12 protein-coding genes are annotated in these 12,058 nt (G+C 66.7%); 9 read left to right on the top strand and 3 right to left on the bottom strand.

Annotated elements, in window-relative coordinates:
• Positions 1-132: 132 nt before the first annotated feature.
• Together EN846_RS10095 and EN846_RS10100 are read left to right on the top strand one after the other, a co-directional pair.
• A complete protein-coding gene (locus EN846_RS10095) occupies positions 133-618 on the top strand; it encodes a hypothetical protein (protein WP_245493452.1) in 486 nt (161 codons plus the stop codon).
• A gap of 253 nt (positions 619-871) precedes the next feature.
• Positions 872-1,168 (top strand): hypothetical protein, encoded by a 297-nt coding sequence (locus tag EN846_RS10100; protein WP_127392315.1) that lies wholly within the window; start codon positions 872-874, stop codon positions 1,166-1,168.
• A 35-nt stretch (positions 1,169-1,203) separates the two neighbouring features.
• Here EN846_RS10100 and EN846_RS10105 read toward each other — a convergent pair whose 3' ends face one another.
• Both EN846_RS10105 and EN846_RS10110 read right to left on the bottom strand, forming a co-directional pair.
• The gene (locus EN846_RS10105; protein ID WP_127392316.1) at positions 1,204-2,742 is read right to left on the bottom strand and encodes a winged helix-turn-helix domain-containing protein; all 1,539 of its coding nucleotides are present in this window, start codon (positions 2,740-2,742) and stop codon (positions 1,204-1,206) included.
• A gap of 100 nt (positions 2,743-2,842) precedes the next feature.
• A complete protein-coding gene (locus EN846_RS10110; protein WP_187331173.1) occupies positions 2,843-3,580 on the bottom strand; it encodes a class I SAM-dependent methyltransferase in 738 nt (245 codons plus the stop codon).
• An 825-nt stretch (positions 3,581-4,405) separates the two neighbouring features.
• Here EN846_RS10110 and EN846_RS10115 point away from each other — a divergent pair.
• The 6 genes from EN846_RS10115 to EN846_RS10140 all read left to right on the top strand — a co-directional run bounded on the left by EN846_RS10115 (position 4,406) and on the right by EN846_RS10140 (position 10,296).
• Positions 4,406-5,011 (top strand): CDP-alcohol phosphatidyltransferase family protein, encoded by a 606-nt coding sequence (locus EN846_RS10115; protein ID WP_127393355.1) that lies wholly within the window; start codon positions 4,406-4,408, stop codon positions 5,009-5,011.
• Positions 5,012-5,031: 20 nt separating this feature from the next.
• A complete protein-coding gene (locus tag EN846_RS10120) occupies positions 5,032-6,819 on the top strand; it encodes a bifunctional alpha/beta hydrolase/class I SAM-dependent methyltransferase (RefSeq protein WP_135858204.1) in 1,788 nt (595 codons plus the stop codon).
• A gap of 37 nt (positions 6,820-6,856) precedes the next feature.
• The gene (locus EN846_RS10125; protein ID WP_127393358.1) at positions 6,857-8,161 is read left to right on the top strand and encodes a phosphatase PAP2/dual specificity phosphatase family protein; all 1,305 of its coding nucleotides are present in this window, start codon (positions 6,857-6,859) and stop codon (positions 8,159-8,161) included.
• Entirely contained in the window at positions 8,158-8,592 is a 435-nt protein-coding gene (locus EN846_RS10130) for a hypothetical protein (RefSeq protein ID WP_127284432.1), read from the top strand. The genes EN846_RS10125 and EN846_RS10130 overlap by 4 nt, the downstream gene beginning before the upstream one ends.
• A 7-nt stretch (positions 8,593-8,599) precedes the next feature.
• Positions 8,600-9,268, top strand: coding sequence for a lysophospholipid acyltransferase family protein (locus EN846_RS10135; RefSeq protein WP_127284433.1), 669 nt, complete (start codon positions 8,600-8,602; stop codon positions 9,266-9,268).
• 80 nt (positions 9,269-9,348) lie between these two features.
• A complete protein-coding gene (locus EN846_RS10140) occupies positions 9,349-10,296 on the top strand; it encodes a phosphatidate cytidylyltransferase (protein ID WP_127393356.1) in 948 nt (315 codons plus the stop codon).
• Between the two features lie 253 nt (positions 10,297-10,549).
• Here the strand turns inward: EN846_RS10140 and EN846_RS10145 are convergent, their stop codons facing one another.
• Positions 10,550-11,479 (bottom strand): hypothetical protein, encoded by a 930-nt coding sequence (locus EN846_RS10145; protein WP_127284435.1) that lies wholly within the window; start codon positions 11,477-11,479, stop codon positions 10,550-10,552.
• A 318-nt stretch (positions 11,480-11,797) separates the two neighbouring features.
• Between EN846_RS10145 and EN846_RS10150 the strand changes: the two genes are divergently transcribed.
• Positions 11,798-12,025, top strand: a complete 228-nt coding sequence (locus EN846_RS10150; RefSeq protein WP_127284436.1) for a hypothetical protein — start codon at positions 11,798-11,800, stop codon at positions 12,023-12,025.
• Positions 12,026-12,058 lie beyond the last annotated feature (33 nt).

The raw sequence follows: 12,058 nt of genomic DNA on the forward strand, positions 1-12,058 counted from the left end.
CTTGGTGAAGTCCAATGAGGGCATGTGGCGGGGGAGATCGGCTGTCACTGCCCTTAGCCAATCTCGGTGCTGCCACTCCATCAATTGCCCTGTATGATCCTGCCGCTACGAGTGTCTCGATGGGGGGAAATCATGCGAAGCGTATTGGCGGCATTCATCGTCTTGGGCGCACTGCAAGCCACGCAGCCGGCCAATGCCGCATCCTGCGGCTGGAGCGCGAAGATGGAGGAGGACGAAGGCGGCAGCGTGCTGACGGCCTCGGTGTGCGGCGGGCCGAATGGCGGCGCGCATCTGATGCTGACCTGTTTCGGCAAGCCGACGCTGAGCTACGATCTCGGCGAGGCCGGTCCGCAGCTCGAGCCCGGCATAAAGGCCTCGTTCGCGTTCAAGGCCGGCGGCAAGACGGTGACGAAGACGCTCGTGCTCGAGGCGATGTACAATTACTTCACAGCGCAATTCGGCAGCGCCGACCCGCTGCTCGCATTGCTGCGCGGCAAGGGCGAGGTCATTGTCACGTCCGACAAATATGGCGAGAACAGTTTTTCGCTTAACGGATCGAGCGCGGCGATCGGCAAGGTGCTGGCCGAATGCGGCAAGGCTTCCGGGGACGCGGACTGAAGGCGGCGAGAGGCCGAGAACAAGCCTCAGGCCGCGCGGCAGCGAAGCTGCCATCTCCCCGTCGAGGCCCGTGAGGGGGGATTGCGCCAAGGAGCGCGGACGCAACCGATCGACGCTCGCCGCACCCCGAACCGACTTGCGGTTTTCGTCGCAATTTCCCTGAAGTTTCGCCGGGGCATCACGATCTCCAGTCTGGCGCCAACTATCCTCGGCCTTGCTGTCACAGTGACAGTTCGAGACGGAGATCAAGGCCATGACCACGATCGTTTCCTTCTTCATCGGCGCCACCGCCGACAACCGGCGCCAGGCCTCCCCTTCCCGGCTCTACCGGCTCGCTTGCGCCGCGACATCGGCGCTGTTGTGGCTGCCGCGTTTCTGGAAGACGCGCGGCGAGCTGGCAGTGCTCGCCGCCATGAGCGAATGCGAACGCCGCGATATCGGCCTCACAGCCTTCGACGTCGAGAACGCGCTGACACTGCCGGTCGACCGCGACCCGACCGAGGTGCTTGCGAAGGTCGTGGAGGACCGCCGCCAACGCCGCGAATTCTGAGCGCGATGCTTTAGGGCCGGGCGCCGGCGATCCGATCACTCTGGCAGGCCGGCCTCGCGCAGGCCGGCGGCGATGCGTTCAGTCGTGCCCGCGTCGAAGGGCGAAGCGTCGCCAACCCTGGCAATGGTGAGGCCCGGGCAGGTTTCCATGAGCCTGCGGCAAGCGTGCCGTGCCTCGTCCTTGCGACCGGCATGAACCAGCGCGGTGACCAGCAGGCGCAGTCCCCACCAGGTGCCCGGCTGCTGGCTAAGGCCGCGCTGCGTCAGCGCCACCGCCTCGTCATAGCGCGCGGCGACGAAATGCGCGGCGCCGATGCCGATCTCGGCCATGTAACCCATCGGGTCGCGCGGGCTCAGCCGTTCGAAATGCTCGAACTTCTCGATCGCCGCCTCGGGCCGTTCGCGATAGACGTCCAGCCAGGCGCTGCGCAGCCAGGCCCAGGCGGAATTCGGATCGAGCGCACGCGCCCGCGCCAGATGCATGTCGGCGACATCGTAGTCGCGGGCAAAGGAATGCGCCGCCCCGAGCACGGCAAGGACCATCGGATCGTCGCCGGAGAGCGCCGCCCCCTTCTGCGCCAGGCGCAGGCCCTCTTCCCGAGAAGCGGCGGGCGTTTCGGTCCAGCGGTAGCCGGCGCGCTGCAGATGGCACCAGGCAAGCAGCGAAAGCGCCAGCGGATAGTCCGGCTCGATCGCGATCGCACGTTCAAGCAGCGTGCCGGCCCCCTCGTTCTGCGCGCGCTCGAGCGACCAGGTGAGCGGAAAGGCGCGCAACACGTAGTCGTAGGCGGCGAGGCTTTCCGGCCGCTTGCGCCGCGAACGCTCGATCTCGGCCGACAGGATGGAGGGCTGGATGGCGCCGACGACACTCTCCGCAAGCCGGTCCTGCAGGTCGAACACATCGGCCATGGTGCCGTCGTAGCGGTCGGCCCAGATCGTCTTGCCGGAACCGGAGTCGATGAGTTGTCCGGTGAGGCGGATATGATCGCCGGCCTTGCGGACGCTGCCAGTCAGGACGTAGCGCACGCCGAGTTCGGCTCCGGCCCGTTTCACGCCGTCGGCCTCGCCCTTGTAGGCGAAGCTCGAATTGCGGGCGATGACGAACAGCCAGCGCATGCGCGACAGCGCCGTGGTGATCTCGTCGACCATGCCGTCGGCAAAATAGTCTTGCGCCGGGTCGCCGCTGAGGTTCTCGAAGGGCAGCACCGCGATCGACGGCCTGTCGTCGGCGGTCCCCTCCCCGGTCGCGGTGGCGACCCGATCCTCGAGGCGGCGCACGCGCTCTTCGTCGATCACATAGCCGCGCCGCAGCACGGTGCGGATCAAGCCATCGGCCTCGGCGCCGAGCGCCTTGCGGATGTCCTTCATGCATTGGGTGAGCGAATCGTCGGAAACGGCGACGTTCGGCCAGACCGCATTGACCAGCTCGTCCTTGCCGATGACGCGGCCGGCATTTTCCAGCAGGCAGGTAAGCAGCGAAAGCGACTTGGCGCGCAGGTCGACGTCGAGCCCGCCCCTCTGCAGCCTGCCCCTGTGCAGATCGAGCCTGTGGCCGGAGAATTCGAACGTCGTCATGTCGCCCCTCGAGGAGACGTCAACCAATTCGATCCGCGCGACGGCTAGCGATCGATCAAAGCCCTCGCATGCTCGAAGACATCATGCCTGTCCCCCGACATCAAGGCTTTCGCCCACTGAAGATGGCGTGGCCGGCGAAGAGCCAGGCGCAGTCGACTTCGGTGAAGCCCGCTTGCGCAAGCCAGGAAAGCTGCTCGGCCAGCGAGGACGGTTTGTCGATCGGCTCGCCGTCCGGGTTACGGAAATAGTTCCAGCCCAGGCGATTGAATTCGGCGAAGGCGGCGAGATCGCCGTCGATCGCCAGCGCCCGCGTGCGCACCGCCTCGTCCCATTGCCGTGCGGCGATGTCGAGCCCGCTTGCGGTTGGCGGGCGCACGATGTCGGCCACCACCAGCACGCCGCCGGGCTTGAGCGCCGCCGCCAGATCGGCAAACAGCTCCTGCTTCTGCCGGCCGTCGAGATGATGGATTGCGAGCGAGGAGACGACCGCATGCGGGGGCTCGGCAAAGCGCCGCCAGTCGCGCTGCGCCAGCTCGAACGCGGCGGTGGTCAGGCGCCCGGCTTGGTCGCGGCAGGTGGCCCGCGTCTGCTCCAGCATTTGCGCCGAGCCATCGAGCGCCAGAACATGGCAGTCGGGAAAGCGCTCCAGCAGCGCGCGGCTGAGCAGCCCCTCGCCTGGGCACAGCTCGACCAGCAGGTTGCCCGGTGCGGGTTGCGGAATGAGGTCCGCGATGATCCCGATCTGGCGTTCGCGTTCCGGCACGAAATAACGCCCGTTGTCCAAAAAGCCGCGAGAATGGTTCTCGTCCCAATGTGCCGTGCCTTGCGCCTGCGCCATGTTGCACCCTTTCCTCTTCGACCCAGTCTGCACGGCACCCGCCCGGCCGTCGTGATGGCAGGCTGAAATTCGGCTGAGATTGGCGGGACGGAAGCTGCATGGCGGCCGAAGCGCGACGGCGGCGATACGCAATACCCAAGGCGAGGCGGCAAGCGATGCAAGCCGCCCGGCCATCGCGCCCCCGGGCTTCGGTTGCGTTGCTGTGCATCGTCTTGCCCTGGCGCGCCATGACGCAATTCACACAGGCGAACCGGCAAAATCGCCGCCCGCCCAAATACACCCAAAAAAAGTCAGGTTGATAATGCTGGGCGGAAAAAGTCCAGCCGGCGAAAGGCAAGCCGATTCAAGCGCATAGGCGGGGGCTGCCGCATCGGCAACAGGGGCGGTCGAAAAGCCCGAAAAACCGGCTTTTGCTGGCCTTCAAGGACAGCAAGGACGCGATCGCGCGGGTCTGCGGCAACGGTCCGCCAGGGTCAAAAACCGGCGTTCGGGCGCCCGGCTGGCGGCGTTGACAGGCGACGCCGCCGCTGGATATGCCGAAGCCACTGGTCACGCCATAACCGGGGGCTGTTGGGGACGGACGGGGTTTCAACAGCTTGGCGGGGGCGCCGGACGGGCTGGTACACGCATGGTGTACCGCCCGCTCCTGGCCGGTCTTCCAAAACGCAGATTTTAACCGCGTCGCAAGCGCGCGCACTCCGCCCTTGCGTCTTGGCCGCCGATTGACCATCCTCATTGCGTGCAGCGTCTCCAGCCGGAGGCGTGGCAGGGTGTTTGGCGCATGGGGGTCATGCGTGGGGTTATGACGCGGTTGGGGGATCGCATATGCCAACGCTTTACGCGTTGAAGCCGGCCTTCCAGGCGAGGTTGCGGCCGCTGGCCGACCGGCTCGCCGGAGCCGGCGTCACCGCCAACCAGATCACGCTTCTCGCCGCCGGCATTTCGGTCGCGACCGGGGTGGTGACGGCCGTCTTCGCCGCCCATCCCGTCGTGTTCCTGCTGATGCCGCTGGTGCTGTTCGCGCGCATGGCGCTCAATGCCATCGACGGCATGCTGGCACGGGAGCATGGGCAAGCATCAAAACTCGGCATGTATCTCAACGAACTCTGCGACGTCGTCTCTGACCTGGCGCTGATCCTCGCCTTCGCCGCCCTCTTCCCGGCTTCGGGCGTGATCGCCTTCGGGATCGTGGCGGTCATCGTCGAATTCACTGGTGTGCTCGGCATCGCCGCGGGGGCGGCGCGCGACTATGCCGGGCCTTTCGGCAAGAGCGACCGGGCGCTGGCGCTCGGGGTCATCGGTTTCCTCGTCGCCTTCGGCCTGTGGCCGGCGGCGCTCACGCCTTTCATGTTTCCGGCGTTCGCAACACTGTCGCTGGCGACCGCCATCAACCGGATACGCAGCGGCCTTAGAGGAGCAGTCGAGCATTGACCGACCTCGGGGGCAACACCATGATCCATCAGCAGAATATCGCCGCGGCAGCACCCACGAGCGTCGAACGGGTGGTCGAGGAGCGGACCTTCAGGACCCATGACGGCACCGAGATCTTCTATCGCTACTGGCCGGCGGTGGGTGACAAGCCCAAGGGCGCCGTCCTTCTCTTCCATCGCGGCCACGAGCATGGCGGCCGCATGGCGCATCTGGTCGACGAGCTCGCCATGCCGGGCTACGCCTTCTATGCCTGGGACGCGCGCGGCAACGGGCGCTCGGCAGGCGAGCGCGGCTACGCGCCGTCCTTCGCCGCCCTTGTGCGCGACATCGACTGCTTCGTGCGCGAGATCGCGCGTGACGGTTTCGGCCAGCGCGATCTGGCACTCATCGCGCAGTCCTTCGGGGCGGTGCTCGCCGCTGCCTGGGTGCATGACTACGCGCCCGACATCCGCGCGCTGGTGCTCGCCTCGCCGGCCTTCTCGGTCAAGCTCTACGTGCCCTTCGCCAAGGAGGGCATCGCGCTCTGGCAGAAGCTCAAAGGCCGCTTCTTCGTCAATTCCTACGTCAAGGCGAAATTCCTCACCCATGATCCGGAGCGCATCGCCTCCTTCGACGCCGATCCGCTGATCACCCGCCCGATCGCCTCCAACATACTGGTCGAGCTCTACGCGCATGCCGCCCGCATCGTTGCGGACGCGCGCGCGATCACCGTGCCGACACAGCTGCTGATCTCGGGCGCCGACTGGGTGGTGCGGCACGGCCCGCAGCACGAATTCTTCGTCAATCTGGCGAGCCCGGCCAAGGAGCGGCACGTGCTGCCCGGGTTCTTCCACGACACGCTCGGCGAACGCGAGCGCAAATACGCACTCGACCTGATCCGGCCATTCCTCGAGAAACAGTACACGACGCCCGAGAAGCCCGCCGATCTGACTGTCGCCGACCGCGCCGGCTACACGCGCGACGAGGCCGACAAGCTTGCCTCGCCGCTGCCGCTGTTGTCGCCCAGGGGCCTCTACTGGGCGATGAGCCGCGCCTTCATCCGCATGGGCTCCTGGTTCTCGACCGGGCTCAAGACCGGGATTGCCACCGGCTTCGATTCCGGCTCCACGCTCGACTATGTCTATGAAAACGAGGCGCGCGGCGTCAGCCATGTCGGCCGCATGGTCGACCGCACCTTCCTCGATGCCATCGGCTGGCGCGGCATCCGCCAGCGCAAGCTTCATCTGGAAGAGCTGATCGCCAGCGCCACGGAGCAGCTGAATGCTGCCGGCCGGCCCGTGCACATCCTCGACATCGCCGCCGGCCATGGTCGCTACGTGCTCGATGCCGTCGCCAAATGCGCCGTGCCCCCGGCAAGTGTCAGGCTGCAGGACTATTCCCAGCTGAATGTCGGGCTCGGCACCAGGCTGATCGCCGAGCGGAACCTGCCGACCAGCGTCACGTTCCGCCAGGCCGACGCCTTCGATACCGGAATGCTGGCCGGGCTGAAGCCGGCGCCGGACCTCGCCATCGTCTCCGGGCTCTATGAGCTGTTCGCGGACAATGCACTGATTTCCCGCTCGCTCGGCGGATTGGCCGGCGCCATGCAGCCCGGCGCGCTGCTGATCTACACCAACCAACCCTGGCACCCGCAGCTGGAGATGATCGCGCGCAGCCTGACCTCGCATCGCGGCGGCCAGGCCTGGGTGATGCGGCGGCGCACGCAAAGAGAGATGGACCAGCTGGTGAAGGCCGCCGGCTTCGAGAAGATCGACCAGCGCATCGACCAGTGGGGCATCTTCACCGTCTCGGTCGCCCGGCGCGTCTGAGGAAGCCGTGCCCGCCGCCGACCCTGCCCCAGTCCCCATCGCGACCGAGCGGCCGAAGGATAAATTCGGCGCCATCCTGCTGCGCGCGGCGCTCTGGCTGGCGCTGCTCGCGCCGCTGTTCTACTCGACCTACGGCTTCGCCAACTGGCTGGCGTCGCGCCGCGACGACGTCGGCAGCATCGTCTTTGGCTGGGAACGCGACATTCCGTTCATGGCCTGGACGATCGTGCCCTACTGGTCGATCAACCTGTTCTACGGACTGTCGCTGCTCCTCAACGACAGCAAGCGCGGCGTCGACCGCCTTGCCGGCCGCTATCTGACGGCGCAGGCCGTCGCGGTGATCTGCTTCATCCTGTTCCCGCTCAAGGCCACCTTCGTGCGGCCGGAGACATCGGGCCTGCCGGGATTCCTGTTCGCGGTGCTCGGCGGTTTCGACAAACCGTTCAACCAGGCGCCGTCGCTGCACATAGCGCTGCTGGTGATAATCTGGGATCACTGGCGGCACAGGCTGACCGGAATCGCGGGAATTATCTGGCATGTCTGGTGCTTGCTGATCGGAGCCTCGGTGTTGACGACATGGCAGCACCACTTCATCGACATTCCGACCGGCGCGCTTCTCGGCCTGTTCGCTGTGTGGCTCTTCCCGCGCGAGGGCGAGCTGCCGTTCGCCGGCTTCCGGCTGACCGCCGACAGGAGAGCGCGGCGGCTGGCGCTCTTCTATGGGCTGGGGGCGGCGCTGCTGCTCGCCAGCGCGGCCGGCGGCGCACTTGTGTCGCCGATAGCCCTCGTGCTGCTGTGGCCGGCGCTGGCGCTTGCCATCGTCGCCTTTGCCTATGCCGGGGCCGGGGTGAAAGTGTTCCAGAAATCGGCCGACGGCAGTGTGCCGCTCGCCAGCCGCCTGCTGCTCTGGCCCTACCGTGTCGGCGCGAAAATCAATCTCTGGGCCTGGACGCGCACGCTGCCGCCCCGCGTGCCGGTCGCCGACGGCGTCTTCCTCGGCCGCTTCCCGACGACGGCCGAAGCTAATGGCTTCGGCACGGTGGTCGACCTTGCCGCCGAGTTGGAGCGGCCGGCTCGCGCGTCATGCCGATGGATCAGCCTTGCCGTACTCGACCTGATGCCGCCAGCCGAGAAGGAACTCTCCGAAGCGGTGCAGGCGATCGAGGCGGCGCGCCGGCAGGGCACGGTGCTGATCTGCTGCGCGCTCGGCTTCCAACGCAGCGCTACCGTCGCCGCCGCATGGCTGGTCGGCACCGGCCGCTCGCACACTGCAGCGCAGGCGCGCAAACTGCTCGCCGCCTCCGGCCGACCGGTGCACATTCAGGCCGGGGAAGCTGCATGAGCAGCAACCCCTATCAGGACAAAGCCGGCGCGTTCGCCGCCGGACTTATACTGCAGGCGGCATGGCCACTGCTGGCGGTCGCTGCTTGCCTGCTCGCCGCGCCGGTGATCGGGCTGGCGGCCGCGCCGCAGGTGACACCGCTATCGGCGGCGGCGTGGCTGGTGGCTGCGGCGGCGGCTCTAGCTACCCTCGCCTTCATCGCGCTTATCCTGTTCGATGCGCTGTTGTTCCGGCTGATGGCGAGCCATGACAGCGAGGTTTCGGGCGGCGGCGCGGTCGACGATTTGCTCGCCCGCATGCGGCTGAAGCCGACGCCGGCCCAGACGCGATCGCTCGACCAGCGCATAGCGGGCACGCGCCGGCTGCTGACAAAACAGCGCATAGCCTTTGCGGTGTTCGCGGCAGCGTCACTGATGGCGGCATTGCTTTGAGACTTCGATGACAAAACTCCACATCCGCGCCAACACCTTCACCCTCCTGCAGACCATCACCTCGGTCGGCCTGTCGGCGATGGCCTGGGTGGTGACTGGGGTCAGGCCGATCTGGAACGGCAGCCAGCCGTCGGAGCGGCAGCGCATCTATTTCGCCAACCATGCCAGCCATGGCGACTTCATCCTGCTCTCGGCCTGCCTCAGCGAGAAGGTGCGCGCCCGCACCCATGCGGTTGCCGCGGCCGAATATTGGGGCAAGTCGCGGCTGCGCCGCTACATCGCCGAGGACATGCTGTCCTCCGTATTGATCCATCGCCAGTGGACCGACGAGGCCGAGAACCCGATCAACATCATGCTGTCGGTGCTTGACCAGGGTCATTCGCTGATCCTGTTCCCCGAGGGCACCCGCAACACCACCGACGAGCCGCTGCTGCCGTTCCGCTCCGGCCTCTACAATCTCTCGATGGCGCGGCCGGAAGTCGAGCTCATCCCGTGCTGGATCGAGAACATGTCTCGGGTTCTGCCCAAGGGCCAGTTCCTGCCGGTGCCGCTTTTGTGCCGCGTCGTCTTCGGCCCGGCTGTCACCATCGCGCCCGGCGAAGAGCGCCGCGCCTTCCTCGAACGCGCCCGCCAGACGCTGCTGGCCCTCGACCCCCGTCCGGACCGGGACGACTAGACCATGATCCCAAAAAGTGGCTCCCGGTTTTTGGAAAAGACTATGGTCAAACAAAAAGACAGGGCCGGAGGCCCGAAATAATGCCGCTGCCGCCGATACATGAAACCATGATCCTGATCGCCGGCCTGGTCGCCGTGCTGTCGACGGCCAGCGTCACCGCCGGCATATTGTCGTGGCGGGCGCCGAAGCCGCTGTCGCCGACGCTCACCAACCTCACCCAGCGCATCAACGCCTGGTGGGTGATGGTGGTGGCGATCACGGTCGCCTTCTTCTTCGGCCATGCCGGCATGACCATCCTGTTCGCGCTGATCTCGTTCGCGGCACTGCGCGAATTCGTGACGCTGACGCACAGCCGGCGCAGCGACCACTGGGTGCTGCTCGGCATGTTCGCCATCATCATTCCGTTCCAGTACTGGCTGGTGTGGACGGCCTGGTACGGGCTCTTCACCATCTTCATCCCTGTCTACTGCTTCCTGCTGATGCCGGCCATGACCGCGCTCAACGGCGACACCGAGCGCTTCCTGGAGCGCGTCTCGGCGCAGCAATGGGCGATCATGATCTCGGTCTACTTCGTCAGCCACGTGCCGGCGCTGCTGACGCTGAACGTGCCCGGCTTCGAGGGCCGCAACCTGCTGCTCATCGCCTTCCTGATCATCACCGTGCAGGGCAGCGACGTGCTGCAATACATCTTCGGCAAGCTGTTCGGAAAACATCTGCTGTCGCCGAAGGTGTCGCCTTCGAAAACCTGGGAAGGGCTGGTCGGCGGGCTTGCGGCGTCGAGCCTGCTCGGCGCGCTCTTGTCCTTCCTGACGCCGTTCTCGCCGCTGCAGGCCGCCGTCGTCGCCCTCGTCGCCTGCCTGATGGGCTTCCTCGGCGGCCTGGTCGCCTCGGCCATCAAGCGCGACCAGGGCGTGAAGGACTGGGGCCATCTGATCGAGGGCCATGGCGGCATGATGGACCGCGCCGACAGCCTGGTCTTCGCCGCCCCGGTGTTCTTCCACACGGTGCGGTATTTCTGGTCGGTGTGAGGAGCCGCAAAGCCCGGCCGATACGCGCCCGCGCCCCTAGGCTAGCCGGGGCGCGGGCCGATCGGGTGTCCCCGATTACAGCACCGTAGAGGCCGGTGCTGCTGTGCGACCAGGCAATAGACGGACCGCCGGGTCTATTAAATAAGTTATAGTTCGGAGAGATCGTTCATCGGGCAGCGACGCGATGGCCCCCATCCCCCCAGGATTGGCAGGGTCGGCACCGGCCTTCACCCGCCGCCGCCGGCGAGGAGCCCTATCCCGAATGCCTTAGCCAATGCCGGTCGAAGATATCGAGGATGGCACGGAACTCGGCCGGCGGGACCTGGTTGGCAACGTCACTGTCGCCGATCAGGAATTGCGCGAGCTGCCGGTCGACGAGCCCGGGCTGATCGATCGACATGCCGAGCGCGGCCAGATCCTCCGCGATCGACTGGTCCGGCAGGAGGTAGCCGCCCCAGGCCGCTGCGTCGGGCGCCGGGTCGCGCAGGCGGATGATGAGGATCCTGGTGATCGAGGGCTGCGGCTCCGGGCCGATGATCGAGCTGCCGCACATGTAACCGCCGAGCACGCTGCCCGGCTGCGACTGCGGGAACAGGCAGAGGAAGAACTGGGCATCGCCGCCGCTTTCCTTCAGATGCGCATAGAGGCCGCGCTTTGCCGGCGTGACCGGCCCGCCAAGCAAGAGCTGGCCCGTCGGCAAGGATTCGCGATAGGCAGCGCTCAGGCTGTGCGCGCCAGGCCCCGGCTCGATCGACAGGTTGCCCCTGATCAGCTGGCCGCGATAGTAGGGCGAGAGCGCGCGCGAATAGCATGCATAGGTTCCGGCGAGCGCCAGGCCGACGCTTTTCTCGTCATGCGCGGTGGCCTCGAACTGTGCGGCGGCGCGGCGTTCGAGCTCGGCTCTGTCGACGCCGTGGCGGGAGGCGATGGCAGCGGCGAACTGCGGCAGGTCGCTGTCGGCGATCCAGGCCCCCGGCTGCTCCAGGCGAAGCAGCTTCGCCCAGTCGTCATAGACGGCGTACTCGCGCGGCTGGGCGCGGCCCTGCAGCCATTTGTCGGCGCGGCCGAGATCGAACGCGGTCTTCGGATTGACGGCCCGGAACGCCGCCGCCAGCTCCTTGCGGGTGACGGTGCCGAGCAGGGCCGAGGTCAGCCGGAGTTTTTGCGCGATATGCTGTGCCATGCGGCCGCCGTCCCTGGGCCTGTTCCATCCCGGTCGACCGGAATGGCTCGCCCCTTTTCGAGCACGGCCCCGGTCCGGGATCGTGCTCCCATGCCAGCTGCTAGCCATAGCATGCGCCGGCACGTCCTCCCATTGTACTTTTCCACAAGCTAATATTCCAGGAATTCCAAAGAATTCCACGGCGTTCCGCACGCGATCCCTTTCCGGTCCGGCGCCTGGCGCTAAGCTCGCCGGCGCTAGGGGAAGGCCACGAGGAAAAGCGGAATTGGCTCGGGCAGACCGCCCAACGCCTCCGCATTCAGGCAGGGAGGAACCGACATGAAGCTCGTTCTGTCAGCGCTGCTCGTCGTGCTTGCGCTGGCGCAGGCCGCGGAAGCCAAGAAGAAAGTCCCGGTGGCGAAGGACGACGCGAAGGTCGAGGCGACCCGGCCGCCGCTGGACAACACGGCCACAGGCGGGATCACGCCTGCCGGCGCCAAGCCGGCGACGACCAACCAGGATGGCTACAATTCGATCTATCCGCCAGCAATCTACCTGCATTTCTAGCCCTTGGCGGGGCGGCAGTGGCGCGGGGATCAA

Origin of the sequence: Mesorhizobium sp. M4B.F.Ca.ET.203.01.1.1, from assembly GCF_004791025.1 — a bacterium.
Classification (GTDB): domain Bacteria; phylum Pseudomonadota; class Alphaproteobacteria; order Rhizobiales; family Rhizobiaceae; genus Mesorhizobium; species Mesorhizobium abyssinicae.

Excerpts from the sequence above, each read along its gene's own strand:
- EN846_RS10110 (WP_187331173.1), bottom strand. The coding sequence starts at position 3,580 with ATGGCGCAGGCGCAAGGCACGGCACATTGGGACGAGAACCATTCTCGC.
- EN846_RS10130 (WP_127284432.1), top strand. The coding sequence starts at position 8,158 with ATGAGCAGCAACCCCTATCAGGACAAAGCCGGCGCGTTCGCCGCCGGA.
- EN846_RS10105 (WP_127392316.1), bottom strand. The coding sequence starts at position 2,742 with ATGACGACGTTCGAATTCTCCGGCCACAGGCTCGATCTGCACAGGGGC.
- EN846_RS10095 (WP_245493452.1), top strand. The coding sequence starts at position 133 with ATGCGAAGCGTATTGGCGGCATTCATCGTCTTGGGCGCACTGCAAGCC.
- EN846_RS10145 (WP_127284435.1), bottom strand. The coding sequence starts at position 11,479 with ATGGCACAGCATATCGCGCAAAAACTCCGGCTGACCTCGGCCCTGCTC.
- EN846_RS10100 (WP_127392315.1), top strand. The coding sequence starts at position 872 with ATGACCACGATCGTTTCCTTCTTCATCGGCGCCACCGCCGACAACCGG.
- EN846_RS10140 (WP_127393356.1), top strand. The coding sequence starts at position 9,349 with ATGCCGCTGCCGCCGATACATGAAACCATGATCCTGATCGCCGGCCTG.
- EN846_RS10135 (WP_127284433.1), top strand. The coding sequence starts at position 8,600 with ATGACAAAACTCCACATCCGCGCCAACACCTTCACCCTCCTGCAGACC.
- EN846_RS10120 (WP_135858204.1), top strand. The coding sequence starts at position 5,032 with ATGATCCATCAGCAGAATATCGCCGCGGCAGCACCCACGAGCGTCGAA.
- EN846_RS10115 (WP_127393355.1), top strand. The coding sequence starts at position 4,406 with ATGCCAACGCTTTACGCGTTGAAGCCGGCCTTCCAGGCGAGGTTGCGG.
- EN846_RS10150 (WP_127284436.1), top strand. The coding sequence starts at position 11,798 with ATGAAGCTCGTTCTGTCAGCGCTGCTCGTCGTGCTTGCGCTGGCGCAG.